The sequence below is a fragment of the Marinobacter orientalis genome, assembly GCF_004792665.1.
Classification (GTDB): Bacteria; Pseudomonadota; Gammaproteobacteria; order Pseudomonadales; family Oleiphilaceae; genus Marinobacter; species Marinobacter orientalis.
On the sequence record NZ_SRZX01000005.1, the window covers coordinates 250,435 to 269,050 of the forward strand.

At 57.1% G+C, this 18,616-nt stretch carries 12 protein-coding genes; 5 read left to right on the forward strand and 7 right to left on the reverse strand.

Annotation, left to right across the window (positions count from 1 at the left end):
• Window positions 1-51 precede the first annotated feature (51 nt).
• A complete protein-coding gene (gene mtnA, locus DIT72_RS14645; protein WP_135955979.1) occupies window positions 52-1,116 on the forward strand; it encodes an S-methyl-5-thioribose-1-phosphate isomerase in 1,065 nt (354 codons plus the stop codon).
• Here mtnA and DIT72_RS14650 read toward each other — a convergent pair.
• The 5 genes from DIT72_RS14650 to DIT72_RS14670 form a co-directional block, all read right to left on the reverse strand.
• Complete coding sequence (locus DIT72_RS14650; protein ID WP_135955980.1) at window positions 1,105-1,830, reverse strand: helix-turn-helix domain-containing protein; 726 nt, start codon at window positions 1,828-1,830, stop codon at window positions 1,105-1,107. The genes mtnA and DIT72_RS14650 overlap by 12 nt on opposite strands.
• Before the next feature lie 37 nt (window positions 1,831-1,867).
• Window positions 1,868-4,042, reverse strand: coding sequence for a carboxy terminal-processing peptidase (locus DIT72_RS14655; RefSeq protein ID WP_135955981.1), 2,175 nt, complete (start codon window positions 4,040-4,042; stop codon window positions 1,868-1,870).
• A gap of 220 nt (window positions 4,043-4,262) precedes the next feature.
• Complete coding sequence (locus DIT72_RS14660) at window positions 4,263-6,413, reverse strand: 3-hydroxyacyl-CoA dehydrogenase NAD-binding domain-containing protein (RefSeq protein ID WP_135955982.1); 2,151 nt, start codon at window positions 6,411-6,413, stop codon at window positions 4,263-4,265.
• A 32-nt stretch (window positions 6,414-6,445) separates the two neighbouring features.
• Window positions 6,446-7,654 (reverse strand): acetyl-CoA C-acetyltransferase, encoded by a 1,209-nt coding sequence (locus tag DIT72_RS14665; protein ID WP_135955983.1) that lies wholly within the window; start codon window positions 7,652-7,654, stop codon window positions 6,446-6,448.
• Between the two features lie 115 nt (window positions 7,655-7,769).
• Entirely contained in the window at window positions 7,770-10,235 is a 2,466-nt protein-coding gene (locus tag DIT72_RS14670; RefSeq protein ID WP_135955984.1) for a DUF349 domain-containing protein, read from the reverse strand.
• 196 nt (window positions 10,236-10,431) lie between these two features.
• On the opposite strand from DIT72_RS14670, the gene DIT72_RS14675 reads away from it, so the two are divergent.
• Complete coding sequence (locus tag DIT72_RS14675) at window positions 10,432-10,899, forward strand: regulatory protein RecX (protein ID WP_135955985.1); 468 nt, start codon at window positions 10,432-10,434, stop codon at window positions 10,897-10,899.
• Here DIT72_RS14675 and mltF read toward each other — a convergent pair.
• Entirely contained in the window at window positions 10,894-12,357 is a 1,464-nt protein-coding gene (mltF, locus tag DIT72_RS14680; protein ID WP_169450003.1) for a membrane-bound lytic murein transglycosylase MltF, read from the reverse strand. The genes DIT72_RS14675 and mltF overlap by 6 nt on opposite strands.
• Before the next feature lie 301 nt (window positions 12,358-12,658).
• Between mltF and purL the strand changes: the two genes are divergently transcribed.
• Together purL and DIT72_RS14690 are read left to right on the forward strand one after the other, a co-directional pair.
• Entirely contained in the window at window positions 12,659-16,570 is a 3,912-nt protein-coding gene (purL, locus tag DIT72_RS14685; protein ID WP_135955987.1) for a phosphoribosylformylglycinamidine synthase, read from the forward strand.
• A gap of 465 nt (window positions 16,571-17,035) precedes the next feature.
• Window positions 17,036-17,347, forward strand: coding sequence for a Nif3-like dinuclear metal center hexameric protein (locus tag DIT72_RS14690; protein WP_135955988.1), 312 nt, complete (start codon window positions 17,036-17,038; stop codon window positions 17,345-17,347).
• Between the two features lie 3 nt (window positions 17,348-17,350).
• On the opposite strand, the gene DIT72_RS14695 is transcribed toward DIT72_RS14690, so the two are convergent.
• Window positions 17,351-17,902, reverse strand: coding sequence for an NUDIX hydrolase (locus DIT72_RS14695; protein WP_135955989.1), 552 nt, complete (start codon window positions 17,900-17,902; stop codon window positions 17,351-17,353).
• 99 nt (window positions 17,903-18,001) lie between these two features.
• Between DIT72_RS14695 and DIT72_RS14700 the strand changes: the two genes are divergently transcribed.
• A complete protein-coding gene (locus DIT72_RS14700) occupies window positions 18,002-18,589 on the forward strand; it encodes an NUDIX hydrolase (protein WP_135955990.1) in 588 nt (195 codons plus the stop codon).
• Window positions 18,590-18,616: the final 27 nt, after the last annotated feature.

The window sequence follows — 18,616 nt, forward strand, 5'->3', positions numbered from 1 at the left end:
GAGTGTGATCATGGTTATACTTCCTATATGTAAACTGTCTGGAGTGACTGAATGAGCAAAAAAACTGTTTCATCCGGCAAACGTTCCATTGGAACCGTAGCCATCCGCTGGCACGGTGGCAGCCTTGAGCTGCTGGATCAGCGCTTGCTGCCGGATCAGGAGCACTGGATTACGCTGGAGGGTGCCTCCGGTGTTGCCCAGGCCATCGGGGACATGGTGGTGCGTGGCGCACCTGCCATTGGCATAAGCGCGGCCTACGGCGTAGCGCTGGCAGCGCGCCATGCCGGCGGTGGCGACTGGAAAGCCGAGATCAGGCAGGCCATTCGCGAGTTGGCCGCCTCACGGCCGACAGCCGTGAATCTGTTCTGGGCACTTCAGGAAATGGAGCGCGAATTCGCCTGCTGCCATTCCCTTGATGAAGCCGTCAATCGGCTTGCCAGAACTGCTGTTCGTATACATGAAGAGGATCTGGCCGCCAATCTGGCCATGGCCGATAATGCCCTTGAACACATGGCTGCAGAAAAGCCATTTTCTGTGCTTACCCACTGTAATACCGGGGCCCTGGCCACTGGGGGATATGGCACGGCACTGGGCGTGATCCGCCGCCTCCATGAAGCGAAGCTGCTGAAGAACGTCTACGCAGACGAAACCCGCCCCTGGCTTCAGGGCAGCAGGCTGACCGCGTGGGAACTGTCACGCGACGGCATTCCTGTCACTCTGAATGCAGATGGTGCTGCCGCCGCGATCATGGCGGCCGGCAAAGTGCGCTGGGTGATTGTCGGTGCGGATCGTATTACCGCCAACGGTGACGTTGCCAACAAGATCGGTACCTACAGTCTTGCCGTGCTGGCCCGCCACCACAGGGTCGGATTTATGGTGGTTGCACCGTCCAGCACCGTCGATATGTCGCTGGAATCCGGTAAAGACATCCCCATCGAGGAGCGGGAGGGCTCGGAACTGAGGCAGGTGAGGGGAATGCCGATTGCACCGGACGGAGTAAAAGTTTTCAACCCGGTTTTCGACGTAACACCGGCAGGCCTGATTGATGCGATCGTCACCGAGAAGGGGGTAGTCAGCACTCCCGACCTTACCGGGATGAGATCACTATTCCGCTGATTCGTCCCTTTTTGCCCGCAGGTCTGCGATTTCCTTTTCCTGCTTTTCGATGAAGTGCAATGACATCTCGAAGCTCTGGCGAGTGAACTCCAGCACTTTGCGGAATCCTTCGTCGGAAAGGGTGCGGGCATCGTCGTGGCTGCGGAAAATGTTGATGAACTGCCGTTCCCGCTCGAACTGAAGCGGCAGGCGGCCAACGCCCCAGTCGTTAAGAATCCGCCAGACTTCAGGGTTATAGTTACGGGTTGTGCGAAGGATGAACGGGATCGGGTCGTTGCGGGCTATCAGTGCGGCTAGGCGCAGGATCAGTTCAAAGGAAAGGCTATTGGTGCCGTTCTCGATGGCTTCCAGGACCGATTTGTCTTTCAGGTTGAGGGCTTCGCTCATTTCCGACAGGGTCAGCCCCGCCACTTCACGAATGTCTTTGAGGGAGTTGCCAGCTGCCAACATCGCGCGTAGCTGGTCCTGGGAGTTGATCAGTGCCCGACCGACTTTCAGGGAGGTATCCGTGGATCTGGCGGCGAAGCGCAGCGCTGATCCTGTGAAGCCGGTAATGCGGTCAATGAGGGACTCTGGCCCTTTGTCGTGCGGCGGGGGGCTCTCCGCGCCGCGAATCTGCTCTACCTCTTCCATGGACCTCATGGCATGCATTGCGTCCATCAGCATGCCTTCCAGCAGACGCGCCTTTTTCCGGTCTTCTTCCTTCCCAGCCATGCTCGTCAGGGCCCGTTCACGGAGGAGTTGGGGCCGCTCAACGCGCCTGGGCCTGAGCGGTTATCTGTTTCAGGTTCAGAATGGACGCCATGCGCTGATCGAGTTCCAGCATGTCGGCCATGATGTTGCCGCCCTCACGAACGATGAAATCCAGCTCCTCATCGGTATTGTCCAGATCGGCTGCCTGCTGATCCTGCCACTCGTCCAGTTCCTCCAGGCTGTCGAACGGATCGCCTCCATGAATGTCACGGCGGGCGTTGGCAATACTGAGCCGCGTGCGCTGGATTTGTGACTGGTGCTCCTCGCGATCGTCAATGTTGAGGCTGACAGATGTCTGCTCGCGCTGCTGTTTGAGAAATTCGATCTCTTTCTGTAGCAGCTGAAATTCCGGATGATCTTCAAACCGGTCTTCGTGGCGCATACGCAATTCGTCAATCACGCCGCTGAAGTCAAAGTAGCGGGTGTGGGGAACGGCTTCGATCTGGTCCCAGGGCAGGGCGTGTTCCAGCGCATCCTCACCGATACGGGTCTTGTCGACCCGTGAAGGGATCTCGATATCGGGAATCACGCCCTTATGTTGCGTAGACCCGCCAGAAACCCGGTAGAACTTGCTCTGGGTAATTTTCAGCTGACCATGGTTCAGCGGACGGACTGCCTGCACCGTGCCTTTACCAAAGGTCTGTGAGCCGACGACCAGCCCCCGGCCGTAATCCTGGATGGCGCCGGCAAAAATCTCTGACGCTGATGCACTCATGCGATTGACCAGGACAACCAGCGGACCGTCATAGGCAACCGAGGGGTCCTCGTCGTTGAGTACCTGAACATCATTGTTGGAGTTGCGGATCTGGACGGTCGGGCCTTTCTCGATGAACAGGCCTACCAGATCATTGGCTTCGTGAAGAGCTCCGCCTCCATTGTTGCGCAGATCCATCACCACGCCATCAACCCCTTCGTCCTTGAGTTCGTTAATCAGCTCACGGACATCGCGGGTTGTGCTCTTGTAGTTCGGGTCACCGTTCTGCATCGCCTTGAAATCGGCATAGAAGGTGGGGATGTGGATCACGCCGATCTGGAAGCGTTCATTACCGCGTTCAAACTCGATCACTTCCTTGCTGGCGCTCTGCTCTTCCAGCTTCACGTTGTCACGTTGGATGGCGATGGTTTCGGTCACGGTTTCATCTGGCGCATCGGCGGGGATGACTTCCAGGGTTACGGTTGACTCGCGAGGGCCGCGAATCAGATCCACGACTTCATCAAGGCGCCAGCCGATCACGTTCACCGCCTTGTCTTCGTCTTCCTGTTTGACGGACACAATGCGATCCGCAGGCTCAAGCTGGCCCTGCTTGGATGCTGGCCCGCCAGGAACCAGGCGCACCACCTTGGTGTATTCATTATCTGACTGCAGTACCGCACCGATGCCCTCGAGCGAGAGGCTCATGTTAATGTTGAAGTTTTCGGAGGTGCGCGGTGAGAAATAGGAGGTGTGCGGGTCCCACATACCGGCGAAGGCATTCATGTAAGCCTGGAAGGCATCCTCACTGCGAGCCTGATAGGCACGCTTCAGCTGGCCTTCATAGCGACGGCGCAGGGCTTCTTCGATCGCTTCGTCGTCCGATCCGTTAAGGCGCTGTGCCAGTACCGCATTTTTGATCCTCTTGACCCACAATGCATCAAGAGCTTCCCGGTCAGCCTCCCAATCCGCCTTGGAGCGGTCCAGCAGGATGCGTTCATCGGCCTCGAAATCAAGCTTGTCGATACCCTCATCAATCAGTCCAAGGGCAAACTCGAGCCGTTGTATGATGCGTTGTTGAACCAGGTTGTAGATATCGAATCCGGGCTGCAGCTGGCCGGTTTTCAGGGCCGAGCCAAGCCCCATGCGCACGGCGTTGAAGTTTTCGACATCCTTTTTGGTCAGGTAGATATGCTGGCCGTCAAGGTAGTCCAGATAGGCGTCAAACACGTCTCCGGACAGGGAATCATTGATGCTCAGATCGCGGAAGTGGGTAAACTGCAACTGCCGTGCGATCAGGATATTCGCCCTGGCTTGCTCTACCGTCGGGGAGACTGGTTCGTAGACTTTGTCTGTGTCCACATTGGCCGACACTGGCAAGATGAGAGCCAGCGCCAGGGTAAAGACGGCTGCCTGACTACCGGCGTTGCGTCTCTTCCCGGAGTTGCTGCAACGGTTGATGAATCGTTCCGCGATGCTCATAAGCTTGTTTACCTGACGGTGGGTGGCGATACGGGAATCAGCAGATATCACCGGATTGGCTCATAATTTTATTGTAGGCAAGCGCAGGACTGGTTGCTATAGCGTTGAAGTATCGGTTCGTGACAATCTGTCCATGAAATAGTCAGATTCCAGAGCAGAGGAACGCTGTGGCAGGGCCCCTTGGCCGGAGCGCAGGGCTCCGGCCAGGCGAACGCTGGCTTCAGCTGAAGTTTGTGTTGGTTTCTGCCTTTTGAAGCAACAGAGACGGCGGCGTGAAGCGTTCACCATAACGCTCCGCCAGATCTCCGGCCCGTTCTGCGAAGGCTCTCACGCCGTACTGGTTGATAAACTGGATGGCGCCGCCAGTCCAGGGCGCAAAGCCGATACCGAAGATACTGCCGATATTGGCGTCTTCAACGGTCCGGAGCACGCCTTCTTCCAGACAGCGTACTGTTTCGATGGCCTGGATGAACAGAATGCGGTCTTTCAGCTCCTGAAGCTCTGTAGCCCGGGCTTTTTCCTGGTCTACAAACAGGGTTTCCAGTTCCGGCCACAGGTGTTTTTTCCCGGATTCCGGGTACTCATAGAATCCGGCCCCTGCGGCCTTGCCCTTGCGGTTGTGGCTGGTGACCATCTGGTCGATCACCGCTTCTGCCGGATGGGCTTCCCATACTTTACCCGCCGCTTCCGTGTCTTTTTTGCTCTGGTCACGGATGTGCTGCATCAGCGTCATGCTGACCTCGTCCGAAATCGCCAGCGGGCCTACCGGCATGCCGGCCAGAACACCGGCATTTTCGATACTGGAGGGATGGATACCTTCGCCCAGCATGGCGATGCCCTCATTCACGAAGGTGCCGAATACGCGGGAGGTGAAGAAACCGCGGCTGTCGTTCACCACAATGGGAATCTTGCCAATCTGTTGCACATAATCAAAGGCACGGGCCAGGGTGTCATCGGAAGTTTTGGCCCCCACGATGATCTCCACCAGTTGCATCTTGTCCACCGGCGAGAAGAAATGCAGACCAATGAAATTGTCTGGCCTGGCTGACGCTTCTGCCAGCTGTGTGATCGGGATGGTGGAGGTGTTGGAGGCAAAGGTGCCGTTTTTGACCAGCTTTGCCTCTGCCTCCTGAGTGACCTTCGCTTTCAGGTTGCTGTCTTCGAAGACCGCCTCAATGATCAGGTCGCACCCTTCAAGGTCGTCGGCGGAACCGGTGGGCCTGATCCGGTTCAGCACCCCGGTTTTCTGCTCTTCGGTCATGCGGCCGCGGCTGACTTTCTTTGCCAGCAGTTTTTCCGAATAGGCTTTGCCTTTTTCGGCATTTTCTGTGGATACATCCTTGAGCACCACTTCAATACCCCGGGTGGCGGTCGAGTAGGCAATACCTGCGCCCATCATGCCGGCACCGAGAACCCCGACCTTGCGGAAGGTCTCTTTCTCCACGTCCTTGGGACGGCTTTCGCCGGCGTTCACGGCGTTAAGCTGGAACCAGAAGGTGCCGGTCATATTCTTGGCGACCTGGCCGATGGTCAGTTCTGCGAAATAACGGGTTTCGATCAGGCTGCCGTTGTCGAAATCCACCTGGGCGCCTTCCACAGCGGCCGAAAGGATCCGCTCCGGGGCGGGGTAACAGCCCTTTGTTTTCTGTTTGAGCATCGCAGGGGCGATGGCAAGCTTCTGGGCCATGGCCGGATGGTGGGGAGCACCGCCGGGAAATTTGAAGCCTTTCCGGTCCCAGGGCTGCTGGCTTTTCGGGTTGGCTTCGATAAAGGCGCGGGCTTTGCCGATCATGTCGTCAGTGGAGGATGCCAGTTCGTCGACGATGCCGGCCTTGAGTGCGGCTTTGGGGTTCACCTTCTTGCCTTCCATCAGATACGGGAAGGCGGCCTCCAGGCCGATCATCCGGGGCAGCCGCTGGGTACCGCCACCGCCGGGCAACAGGCCCAGGGTGACTTCCGGCAGGCCAAGCTGGATTCTGTCGTCGTCCATGACCACCCGATGATGGCAGGCCAGGCAGATTTCCAGGCCGCCGCCCAGAGCCGAGCCGTTGATAGCCGCCACAATGGGTTTGCCGGTGGTTTCCAGGGCGCGCATTTCGGCTTTCATGCCGTTGACCATGTCTTCAAAGGTGCCGGCGTCTTCGCGGGTGACTTTGTAGAGCTCCTTCAGGTCGCCACCGGCGAAGAAGGTTTTCTTGGCGGAGGTGACGATAATGCCACGAATGCTGTCGAGATCATTTTTGGCCTTGCCCACGGTTTCGGTCAGGGCGGCGCGGAAATCGGCGTTCATGGTGTTGGCGGACTGGCCGGGCATGTCGATGGTCAGAGTCAGAATCTGGTCTGAACCCAGGTCATAGTGAATGACGCTCATATTCGGTTCTCCTCTCGGAATCAGTGGTCGGCTCAGACGCGCTCGATGATGGTGGCAATACCCATTCCGCCACCCACACACAGGGTGGCCAGGCCGTAACGCAATTCTCTCCGCTCCAGTTCGTCGAGCAGGGTGCCCAGGATCATGGCACCGGTGGCGCCCAGGGGATGACCCATGGCAATAGCGCCGCCATTAACGTTCACTTTTTCATCGGGAACCGACAATTCCTTCTGGAAGCGCATGACCACTGAAGCAAACGCTTCGTTCACTTCAAACAGGTCGATCTGGTCGGCCGTCATGCCGGCTTTGTCCAGCGCCTTGCGGGCTGCCGGGGCGGGGCCGGTCAGCATGATGGTGGGGTCGGTGCCGGTGACCGCCGTTGCCAGAATGCGGGCGCGGGGTTTGAGCCCCATGGCCTTGCCCTTGGCTTCACTGCCGATCAGCATGGCTGTGGCGCCGTCCACGATGCCGGAGGAGTTGCCGGCATGGTGTACATGGTTGATCGTTTCCACGTAGTGGTATTTTTCCCGGGCAACGCCGTCAAAGCCCATTTCTCCCATCATCTGGAATGAGGGCTTGAGGCTGGACAGGGATTCCACAGTGGTGTTGCCGCGAACATGCTCGTCGCGGTCCAGAATCATCACCCCGTTCTGGTCGGTAATGGGGATGATGGATCTGGAAAAGTAGCCTTTTTCCCAGGCGTTTGCGGCTTTTTTCTGGGATTTCACGGCAAAACCGTCTACGTCTTCGCGGCTGAAACCTTCCAGGGTGGCAATCAGGTCTGCGCCGATGCCCTGGGGCATGAAGCCGGTATGCAGGTTGGTGGCGGGGTCGGTTGCCCAGGCACCCCCGTCCGAGCCCATCGGGACCCGGGACATCGCTTCAACCCCGCCTGCGACGACCAGGTCTTCCCAGCCTGAACGGACTTTCATGGCCGCGAGGTTGACAGCTTCTAGGCCAGAGGCGCAGAAACGGTTGAGGGTGACGCCGGCTACCACTTCGTCCCAGTCCGCTGCCAGTGCAGCGGTTTTGGCAATATCCGCACCCTGGTCGCCAACGGCGGTCACGCAGCCCATAACGATGTCGTCAACCTGGGCAGTATCCAGGCTGTTTCTCTCCTGCAGTGCCTTGAGCACGGTGGTCAGCAGTGTGATGGGTTTGACGCTGTGCAGGGAACCATCTTTCTTGCCGCGCCCCCGTGGCGTGCGAACGGCATCGAAGATATAGGCTTCGGTGGTCATTTACTGTCCTCTATTGGTCTTTGACTCGGGAATAGCGTTTCTCAAGCGCTAACCATAGCGGTTTGCGGCCTCAGAGCGTAATGACGTGCGCTGCCAATCCCATTGGCGAAACTGCTCATATCCGGGAGGCGAGAGCCGCCTCCAGTGCCAGGCCGAGGCGCCTGGCAAGTGGTTCGCTGACCAGATCCGCCGGCTGCACCAGGCACCAGTTCGCAATCAGCATTTCCAGTTGCCGTGACTTGTCGTCACTGTTGGCGGCGTTGCCCATTCCCTCTGTCAGGCGTTGTACCTGAATTTCCATACGACGGCTCTGGTCTTCGCCGGGGGAAGGTACCTCCGCGAGTATTTCTGCGCGGATAACCAGTTCTACCGGGTCGGGCTGGCCCACACCTGCGGCGAGTTCGGTCCAGTGGCCAGGGAGTGCAGCGTCGACCAGAGTGCTTGTGCTTCTGGACGTAATCCAGTGCTTCCAGGTTTCGATCTGTTCCTGCCGCTGGCGGATGGACAGCAGCCCGGAAAGCCGGCTGCGTTCGTTGCTGATCTGCTCCCTGGCGCCTGCTGAAAGAGGCTCACTCTTGAGGGCATCCAATTCCGTCAGGGCAGTGTGCAGGGAATCCGCGCTGGCGTCGCTGCCCAACGATTTGCCGGCGGCAAGCACCGGTGCGGCTTTTTCATCGGCTTGCCGGGCCAACTGCTCTTGCTCGTTCTTGTGGGCGTCGCGGCGTGCAAAAATCTGATCACACGCCTTGCGAAACGCCTGCCACAGTTTCCTGTCCTCGCGGTGACGTGTGATGCCGATGCCGGTCCACTCATTTTGCAGTGCTTTGGCCTGATTCATGGCCTCGGCAAGGGGCTCGTGTTCAATCAGAGTCTCCGCCCGTTCGACGATTCCCTGTTTGAGCGCTTCGTTCTTTTTGCGCTCTTCATCCAGTGGCTCCTCCAGTTTTTTGAGCAGATCATCAAACTGTTTCTGTACCGGCCGGTTGTCGCGGAATTCTACCGGCCAGGCCGCTTTCCATTCCTCCCGGGCGATCTGGTGGATGCGTTCGGCAGCTTTCCAGTCAATGGTGTGCCAGTCCACATTATCGAGGAAGGTGCGCAGTTGCTCGCAGATTGTCTTCCGGGTCTCCAGATTTGCTTTTTTCAGGCCGGATTTTGCAGAGAAATAGGCCTTGCAGGGTTCATAGGCCAGATCAGAGGCCTGTTTGAAGCGCGACCACAAGTCGCGGTCCGATGAGCCTCCGAGGTCGCGCCATTCATTTTGCAGTTCCTTGATTCGTTCCGCCTTGGTTTCCGGTTCAATCGGCTGCTTTGCCAGATATTCCATCTGCTCGCAGAGGGAAATCTGTTTCGGAAGAGTGGCAAAGCCCTGCCAGTCCGTCAGTTCCCGCAGTTGCCCGCCCAACAGTTGGATTCGCGGCTGCAAGGATTTGCTGTGGCGATGGCCCAGGTTTTTGAGCTGCTGCTGGGCGACCTTGAAAAGTTGGCGGGACTCCTTCAGCTGTTTGGCCTCCAGTGCAATGTCCAGCTTGTCGAGGGTCTGTCGCACCGAATCGGCCAGGTGTTTCTGTTCTTCGGTGTCCGCTTTGCCGGTTTTTGGCAGGCGTGGCTTGCCGGCTATGCGGTACAGAGCGTCGAGCATGGAAGGGCGTCGAAAGTCTTTCGGCCACTCAATCACGTCGAGTATTTCTTTTGCTCTGCTGGCGGCGGCTTCGTCATCAGCCTCAGCAGGGCTCTGCAAGGCAGTGATCTCTTCCCGCTGCTGGCCCAGGCGTTTGACAGCCGCTATGTATCCCCGCAGTGACTGCATCAGATCCTCGTAGGCTTTCTGCTCCTGCTTGTCGACCTGGGTGTCCCGGGCTGCTTCCAGCCAGCGGTTTTCCTGTGTTTTCTGTAGCGCGTCCAGTGATGCCAGTGACGGCTCCAGGTCCGGATCCTGCTGTTTCAGTTCCTCAAGCGTGTTTTCCAGCAGGGACAGGGTTTCCGCTCTCTGGCTCCGCTGTTCCTGCTGCTGTTTTAACCGGTCCTTTTCTGCCTGCATCTCGCGGAGGCGTTCACGGCACTGGTGGGCTGCCTGCAAAAATTCGGTGGTCTGGTCCTGGGATGCCCTGGACTCGACCTCGTTCCATTTCTGCAGCAGTGCTTCCAGACGGGCTTCAAACAGTTTGGTGTCGTCACTGCGTGCCTGTTCGGTGGCGTTGCGAACAAGTGTCTGTATGGTTTCGGCCAGTTTCCGTTGGCGCTCTTCCTCATCCCGGATCTGATGCAGCTTTTTGCGCACTGCCTGGTAGACGCCCTTGTCCTTGCCCTTGGCCAGTTTCTGGACACGCTGTAGTGCTGACTTGTCCACTAATGCCGCAGCTGCTTTAAAACGGATACTTGCGGTCATGCCGCCGGTTGCCAGATCTTCAAGCTGCCCGACGGAGGGGGTAGCATTCAGGGTGCTGATTTGCTGCTCAAGCTTGTCATCCTGCCTGTTCACCTTGTCAAGAGCTTCAGGCGTTGGCTGCTGAGGAGTCGCGGCAGGGGGCGTTGTGTTTGCCTTGCGAGTTCTGAACAGTTTCTGGATGAATGCGGCCATGGGATAATCCTTTGATATTGAAACCAGTTCCCGGTGTGGGCAAAGTAAGCCTGCACCGAACATCGGCTTTTTCCGGTGTTCCGGATGCCGGGTACGTCAGTTGACTGTCCCGGTTATACCGGGCAGTTGTTTCGAGTGGGGTAGCCAGTCGGGGCACTAGTCTAGCGTTTTGTCGGCATTTGCGGGAAGAGTCAGAATGGGAAAAGCATCAAATCCGGACGACCAGGATTACAGGGCCCGCTCCGCTGCGCTGCGGTTGCTGGCCCGCAGGGAACACAGCCGCCTTGAGTTGTCCCTCAAACTCATGCAGAGAAAGTTCGAGTCAGCTGTGATAGATCGGATTCTGGATGACTACGAGAGTGAAGGCTGGCTGAGTGATGAGCGGTTTGCCGATATTTACGCGCGCCAGCGGATTGATCTTGGCTACGGGCCGCTCAGGATTCTGGCAGAGCTCCAGCAACGGGGAGTTCACGCAGCACCCGGCTGTATGCGGGAGATGACCGACGCGGACTGGATAGAACGGGCTACTCTGTTGAGAGAGAAACGGTTCGGCCTCTGTGATATCAGCGAAGACTGGGATGAAAAGGCGCGCCAGGCACGGTTTCTGGCAAGGAGAGGGTTTGCTTCCGATCAGGTCGAGTCAGCTCTGGAGCGGCGATTATAGGGTAGGGGGAACAAATCCAAGTTCACTGGGCAGGCTCGCCCGGATTTCCTGTTTCGAGGAGGCGCCACCGGGCCCGATAATCTTTTCCATGCCTTCAAGGTCTTTGAACCATGGCTTTTCAGAGGTTTCAGCGACCTGGGTGGGCTCTGTCATCCAGGCAAGAAAGTCGTAATAGCGACGGATATTCTGCACATAGATAACCGGCTCGTGGCCACGGGCATAGCCATAGCGCGTCTTTGAATACCACTCCTTCTGAGCCAGTAACGGCAGGAATTCCTTGACGTCCATCCAGCGGTCAGGGTCCTTGCCGGCGCCCTGGGTCAGCCTGCGGGCGTCTTCCACATGACCCCAGCCAACGTTGTATGAAGCCAGCGCAAACCAGGTGCGGTCAGGTTCCGGAATCCGTTCGGGAACCTTGCGGTGGACGATGGTGAAATACTTGGCGCCACCCTGGATACTTTGTTCCACATCGAGGCGATTCTTTATACCGATATGATTGGCAGTTGCGCGGGTCAGCATCATAAGGCCGCGCACCCCCGTAGGAGACACCGCATTGGGCCGCCAGTGGGATTCCTGATAACCAATGGCCGCGAGCAACCGCCAGTCAAGGTTGTAGGACGAGGCATAGTCTCTGAACAGGTTCTCGTACTTTGGCAGACGGTTTTCCACATGGTGTGTAAAGGTCCTTGCACCAACATAGCCCAGACGATCCAGATGACCGTAAAAACGCTCGGAAATCTGGGCCAGCGCACCGCTCGCCCTCAGCTCACTGATAAAACTCTTGGCAGCTGTGGCCAGTGTCTGGTCCTGCTCTGCGGGGAACAGCCACACAAGGTCGTGCGGATTGCCCAGGCTGAAGGCGCTCTTGACCATGGGGAAGAATACGTGATTGAGGTCGAGTTCGTTGGAGGAGACCACGGCCAGCGGGTATTCCCCCGATTCCACCCGCGCCAGTATGCCGGCGGCATCCAGTCCTGAATGAACCTCCCACTGCAGGCCCCGGTTTTCCGCCCGGAGTTGCTTCAGATGATGTTCATGGTTGCTGTCTGCCACCAGGTGAAGGGTCTGACCCTCAAGGTCGCTGACTGAGTCCGGGCGGTTTGTGTCGCGGTTGTATACCACAACAGACTCGGCCTCAAGGCCATTGGCCACTGTGTGGTATCGATTGGCGAAGTCCGGGTGATCAGAAAACCCGGCCAGACCGATATGGGCGTAGTCCTGGCCAATAACAGAGAGCACGCCAGTGTTGTCATCCGCCACCCGTACCTTGAGTTCGACGCCCAGATCGTCGGCAAACAGCCTGGCCAGCTCGTAGTCATAACCGGTGGGGCCGTCGCGGCCGTCGTAATAGACAGAAGGCGCGTTACGGGTAACCACGTGCAATATACCCTCGGAGCGAATCTCCTGCAGAGTGCTTGGCCTGGAGCATCCGGCAGTGACAAAAGCAACGACGAACAGGCAAGTGTACCTTGCCAATGTCAGAAGCAACGGTTGTTGGTCGGTTGTTTGCAAATTCTGAACTCCCTGTCCCTTCTTTAATAATCCCCGGTCCGGGGTGGGCGGTCAATGGAATTGATTATTTAATATGCAAAACGGTGTTAAATTCGTCGGGCAGGCCACGACCTTTTGACGCTGTATCCTGGACGCCGTTTCGAGTATCATTGCCGCCTTTCAAATGGCCAGCCTCTTCCTCTTACCGGACGCTCCGGCGATCAGGCGGGGTGCCCGGCTCCCAGTTTCGCGCGTACAGGTTTTGATCATGCTTGAACTTCGCGGCGCTCCTGCGCTTTCGCCTTTCCGCTCCCGCAAGCTGCATACCCGCATCCAGGAAATTGTTCCCGAGGTGGAGCACGTGTATGCCGAGTTCATGCACTTTACGGATCTTGAGTCCCCCCTCTCCGAATCGGACCAGGCTGTGCTCGATCGGCTGTTGACTTACGGCCCCAGTGTTCCTGCCGAAGAGCCCGACGGAGTGCTGTTTCTGGTTGTTCCGCGGCCCGGTACCCTTTCGCCGTGGTCCAGCAAGGCTACTGACATAGCCCATAACTGTGGGTTAAGGCAGATCCGGCGCATTGAGCGCGGCACAGCCTATTATATAAAGGCAAGTCGGAAACTGGGACCTGCGCAAAGAGAGAAGATTGCCGCACTGCTCCACGACCGCATGACCCAGAAAGTGTTCCATGAGATGGGCGGGGCGGAGTTATTGTTCCATACCGATGAGCCGCGCACTCTTGATCGCATTCCGGTGCTTTCCGGCGGGCGTCAGGCTCTGGTGGATGCCAACCGCTCACTCGGTCTGGCGCTGGCAGAAGACGAAATTGATTACCTGGTGAAATCTTTTTCGGATCTTGAACGGGACCCGACAGACGTTGAACTGATGATGTTTGCTCAGGCCAACTCGGAGCACTGTCGCCACAAGATTTTTAACGCCTCCTGGGATATTGACGGCGAGGGGCAGGAAAAATCCCTGTTTGCGATGATCCGCAATACCTTCGAAATGAACAGCGAGGGCGTGCTGTCTGCCTATAAGGACAACGCCTCGGTCATTGCCGGCAGCCGTGGTGGCCGTTTCTTCCCGGAGCCGGAATCCGGCGTGTATCGCTACCATGAAGAAGACATCCATATTCTGATGAAGGTGGAAACCCATAATCATCCCACGGCCATCGCCCCCGCCGCCGGTGCGGCAACCGGTTCCGGTGGCGAGATCCGTGACGAGGGTGCGACCGGCCGCGGCTCCAAGCCCAAAGCAGGCCTGAGCGGATTTACGGTTTCCAACCTTAATCTCCCGGATGATCCCCAGCCCTGGGAACTGGGCTATGGCAAACCGGACAGAATTGCCTCCCCACTGGACATCATGATTGAAGGTCCCATCGGCGGTGCGGCTTTCAACAATGAATTCGGGCGCCCGAACCTGGCCGGTTATTTCCGGACGTTCGAGGAGCTGGTGCCGGGCGCCGCTGGCGAGGAAGTTCGGGGCTATCACAAGCCCATCATGATTGCCGGTGGTCTGGGTAACATTCGTGCCAATCATGTCGAGAAGGGTAACATTCCTGTCGGTGCCAGGCTGATTGTTCTTGGCGGGCCGTCCATGTTGATCGGTCTTGGTGGCGGCGCTGCTTCATCCATGGATTCCGGTTCCAGTCACGAGAACCTGGATTTTGCTTCGGTTCAGCGTGACAACCCGGAAATGGAACGTCGCTGCCAGGAAGTGATTGACCGCTGCTGGCAGATGGGTGACGACAACCCGATCTGCTTTATCCACGATGTTGGCGCGGGCGGGCTGTCCAATGCCATGCCGGAGCTGGTGAAAGACGGTGGTCGCGGCGGTCGCTTCGAACTGCGGGATATTCCCAGTGACGAGCCTGGCATGTCGCCCCTGGAAATCTGGTGCAACGAATCCCAGGAACGCTATGTGATGGCCGTTGCGCCAGAGAATCTGGAGCAGTTCGATGCGCTCTGCCGCCGTGAGCGTTGCCCGTACGCAGTGATCGGCGAGGCTACCGAGACGCATCATCTTGAGCTTGGCGACTCCTACTTCGATGATCGTCCGGTTGATCTTCCCATGGACGTTCTTTTCGGCAAGCCACCCCGGATGCACCGGAGCGTTTCCCGCTCCTCATTTACCAAGCCCATTTTTGACTCCACCAAAATCGATCTCCAGGAGGCGATCGGCCGTGTTCTCCGGCTGCCATCCGTGGGTTCGAAAAGTTTCCTGATTACCATTGGTGATCGCACCATCACCGGTCTGGTGGCCCGGGATCAGATGGCAGGGCCCTGGCAGGTCCCGGTCAGTGATGTGGCGGTTACCTCCTCATCGTTTGATGTGAAATCCGGCGAAGCCATGGCCATGGGTGAGCGCACACCGGTTGCGGTCATTGACGCCCCCGCGTCAGGCCGCATGGCAGTTGGTGAAGTTATAACCAACCTGGCTGCAGCACCCATAGCCCGTCTGTCGGACATTCGTTTATCTGCCAACTGGATGGCAGCAGCAGGTCATCCTGGCGAGGATGAAAACCTCTACGAAACGGTTCGAGCGGTGGGTATGGAGCTTTGCCCGGCATTGGGTATCACTATTCCGGTGGGCAAGGACTCCATGTCCATGAAGACCGTTTGGGAAGAGGACGGTGACAGCCCTGAGCAGAAGAGTGTGACTTCGCCCCTGTCGCTGATTATCAGTGGTTTCGCACCGGTGACCGATGTCGACAGAACCCTGACGCCGCAGCTCGTTACCGATGCAGGTGAGACAGATCTCATCCTGATTGATCTGGCGGCCGGCCAGAACCGCCTGGGAGGGTCCGCCCTGGCGCAGGTTTATCGGGAAATGGGTGCTGTGGCACCTGATCTGGACGACCCGGAAGATATCAAGGCGTTTTTTGCGGTTATCCAGGGACTCAATGAAGACGGCAAGTTGCTGGCCTACCATGATCGCTCCGATGGTGGTCTTTTTGTGACGCTGGCCGAGATGAGCTTTGCTGCGCGTTCCGGCATCGATATCAAACTGGATGGGCTGGCGGAGGATTCGTCCCAGTTCCCGCGCGAGCTTTTCAATGAAGAGCTGGGTGCAGTCATTCAGGTTCGGCGTGAAGAAACCGGTTTTGTGCTGCAGCAATTCTCCGGGGCTGGTCTTGGTGATCATACCTCCGTTATCGGTACTCTCAACGAGGATGACTGTATTCGTTATACTTTCGAAGGTAATGAGGTTATTGCCCGGCCGCGGGTAGAGCTACAGCGGCTGTGGGCTGAGACCAGTTACCGGGTGCAGTCGCTCCGTGATAACGCCGACTGTGCGCAGGACGAATTTGACAACCTCCTGGATGCCGATGATCCCGGCCTTCACGCCAAACTGACCTTTGACGTCAATGACAATATTTCCGCTCCCTATATCAACAAGGGCACGCGGCCGAGGATTGCGGTTCTGCGGGAGCAGGGTGTTAATGGCCAGGTCGAAATGGCCGCAGCTTTTGACCGCGCAGGGTTTGAGTCTGTTGATGTGCATATGAGTGACCTGTTGTCGGGCAGGGTGTCTCTGGAAGGCTTCAGCAGTCTGGTGGCCTGTGGCGGATTTTCCTACGGGGACGTGCTTGGTGCCGGAGAGGGGTGGGCCAAGTCCATTCTGTTCAGTGACCGTGTTCGCGACCAGTTTGCTGCTTTCTTTAACCGGCAGGACACCCTGGCTCTTGGCGTCTGTAATGGCTGTCAGATGCTGTCCAACCTTCACGAGTTAATTCCCGGTAGCGAGGGCTGGCCACGTTTTGTTCGCAATCAGTCAGAACAGTTTGAAGCCCGGCTGGTAATGGCGGAGGTGACATCATCGCCTTCTGCGTTCCTGGAGGGCATGGTCGGGTCGAGAATGCCGATCGCGGTTGCTCATGGTGAGGGCAGGGTTGAGTTTGCCTCCGGCGCGTCGGCTGAACAACTACGCGACAATGAGCTTGTTGCACTGCGCTACGTGGATAATCACGGTGGCGTCACCACGCGCTATCCCTATAACCCCAATGGTTCTGAAGCAGGTATCACTGGTGTTACTACCAGAGATGGCCGGGTTACCGTCATGATGCCTCATCCTGAGAGAGTTTTCCGCACCTCTCAGCACTCCTGGCATCCACGAGAGTGGGGAGAGGATGCCCCCTGGATGCGTATGTTCCGTAACGCGAGGCGTTGGTTCGGTTAGGCCCTGACCAGGGGTAGAAAAAGCCGGTCCGGATGCACCAGAGTGGTGATTTATCCGGAGCCGGCTTTTTTCGTTTCCGCGCCTGGAAAGCTTAATGGTTTTCAAGGGAAATTTTTGTTTATAAGTGAGAAAATCCCCTTGACTAAAATGGTTTATGCACATTTTTAAATCCTTTCTGTGCGTTCCGTGAACAAAGCGTTGGTTTAAGGCCCGCCTTTTGTTCAATGGCCATAAGTTTTTGATAAATAAGGAGTTAATTAAGTAGGTGAATTTGTCGCCAATTTAACGGAAGGGCAGTCATTACAGGGGGTGAGGGCATGTTCCCAAAATCTTTCCCCAGAGTTATCCACAGATTCTGTGGGTAAGTAGCTAACTGCTTAATCTGTACATAAAATATGCGCATCGGACACATCGAAACCGGGGTTTTTGACCGTGCAAAAGGTCATGAAAGGGAGCTGACAGATTATGTACAAGATGTGTTATTTCGTTCCGGAAAGTCATCTGGAGAGTACCAAAACCGCACTGTTTGAATCCGGCGCAGGCCGCATCGGAGACTATGACTGTTGCGCCTGGCAATGTAAGGGGCAAGGGCAGTTTCGCCCGCTTGACGGGAGCAGACCTTTCCTTGGTCAAGTGGGGGAGGTGGAGCGGGTGGAGGAGTTCCGTGTTGAGCTGGTCTGCGCGGACGAGCTTATCCGCGCTGCGGTACAGGCGCTGAAAGCATCACATCCCTATGAGGAGCCAGCTTACGAAGTGTTCCGCATGGAAGAGCTGTAGTATTTATTGACCGTGGGGTTTCATGCGATAGCGTATGTCATCCACGTGCACCGGGAAATGTTCGTTCTGAACATCTTCCAGGTAAAGCTCCAGAGTGCGACGCACGGTCGGGAATGACAACTCATCCCACGGGATGTCCTCCAGGGCAAACAATCTGGTTTCAAGGGACTCTTCGCCGGCGCCAAAGTTCTCGCTGGTAAGCGTTGCCCGGTAAAACATGTGAACCTGGTCAATATGGGGAACGTGGATAATGGTGTAGAGATTGTCCACCGTAACTTCGGCAAGCGCTTCTTCCCGGGTTTCCCGGGTAGCGGCTTCAAGTGTGGTTTCCGAGTTTTCCATGAATCCCGCAGGTAGTGTCCAGTAGCCGTAGCGTGGTTCGATGGCCCGGCGGCACAGCAAGACCTGCCCCTGCCAGACGGGAACGGTTCCCGCGACAATCCGGGGATTCTGGTAGTGTATGGTTTCGCAGTTGACGCATACATAACGGTGACGGTTATCGCCCTCGGGGACGCGCTGTTCGACAGGGTGGCCGCAGGTACTGCAGTATTTCATTCGTTTCACCGTATACTGGACAATTGTGTGGTGGCAGGTGTAACTATCGGTGCTGCCGGCGTCTCATTCAATAGTCAGATCGAAAAACGGAGCTGTGTTTTGCGCGATCTTCTTTCCGAACGCCTCTCAGGTTATGTTCCCCGCTTGTTAACGCTCGACTATCCCGAGGCTGGCGTGCTGGTTCCGGTGACCGATGACCGGGGCAATCCTGAAATTGTGTTTACCCTCAGGTCTGAAAACCTGAGCACTCACCGGGGCCAGGTATCTTTCCCTGGAGGGCGACGTGATCCGGAGGACAAATCCATTGCCGACACTGCTCTGCGGGAAACCCATGAAGAAATCGGACTGCCTCCGGAAAAGGTGCAGTTAATTGCACCGCTCAGCCAGGTTATGTCACTGCATCAGATTCTCGTTACTCCGTACGTTGGTGTCATACCCCGCGATCACCCGCTGACCGCAAATCCTGCTGAAATCGAAAGTATATTCAGGGTCCCTGTCGAATTCTTCCTGGAAGACAAACGCCATCGCACCGACCCGTTGAATTTTCTCAATAATACATTTTACGTGCCCTGTTATCGCTGGGGCCGGTATCAGATTTGGGGATTGTCCGCCGTTGTGCTGGTCGATTTCCTGAACGCGGTATACGACGCCGGCATCGACCTGCTTGAGCCCCCTGCCGGGAGCTGATTCCCTCAGCTGATCTCCTCACCTCAA

What these genes read in the sequence shown, in the direction of transcription:
- DIT72_RS14670 (WP_135955984.1), bottom strand. Translation starts at nt 10,235, where the DNA reads ATGGCCGCATTCATCCAGAAACTGTTCAGAACTCGCAAGGCAAACACA.
- purL (WP_135955987.1), top strand. Translation starts at nt 12,659, where the DNA reads ATGCTTGAACTTCGCGGCGCTCCTGCGCTTTCGCCTTTCCGCTCCCGC.
- DIT72_RS14695 (WP_135955989.1), bottom strand. Translation starts at nt 17,902, where the DNA reads ATGAAATACTGCAGTACCTGCGGCCACCCTGTCGAACAGCGCGTCCCC.
- DIT72_RS14690 (WP_135955988.1), top strand. Translation starts at nt 17,036, where the DNA reads ATGTACAAGATGTGTTATTTCGTTCCGGAAAGTCATCTGGAGAGTACC.
- DIT72_RS14665 (WP_135955983.1), bottom strand. Translation starts at nt 7,654, where the DNA reads ATGACCACCGAAGCCTATATCTTCGATGCCGTTCGCACGCCACGGGGG.
- DIT72_RS14675 (WP_135955985.1), top strand. Translation starts at nt 10,432, where the DNA reads ATGGGAAAAGCATCAAATCCGGACGACCAGGATTACAGGGCCCGCTCC.
- DIT72_RS14660 (WP_135955982.1), bottom strand. Translation starts at nt 6,413, where the DNA reads ATGAGCGTCATTCACTATGACCTGGGTTCAGACCAGATTCTGACTCTG.
- mtnA (WP_135955979.1), top strand. Translation starts at nt 52, where the DNA reads ATGAGCAAAAAAACTGTTTCATCCGGCAAACGTTCCATTGGAACCGTA.
- DIT72_RS14650 (WP_135955980.1), bottom strand. Translation starts at nt 1,830, where the DNA reads ATGGCTGGGAAGGAAGAAGACCGGAAAAAGGCGCGTCTGCTGGAAGGC.
- DIT72_RS14655 (WP_135955981.1), bottom strand. Translation starts at nt 4,042, where the DNA reads ATGAGCATCGCGGAACGATTCATCAACCGTTGCAGCAACTCCGGGAAG.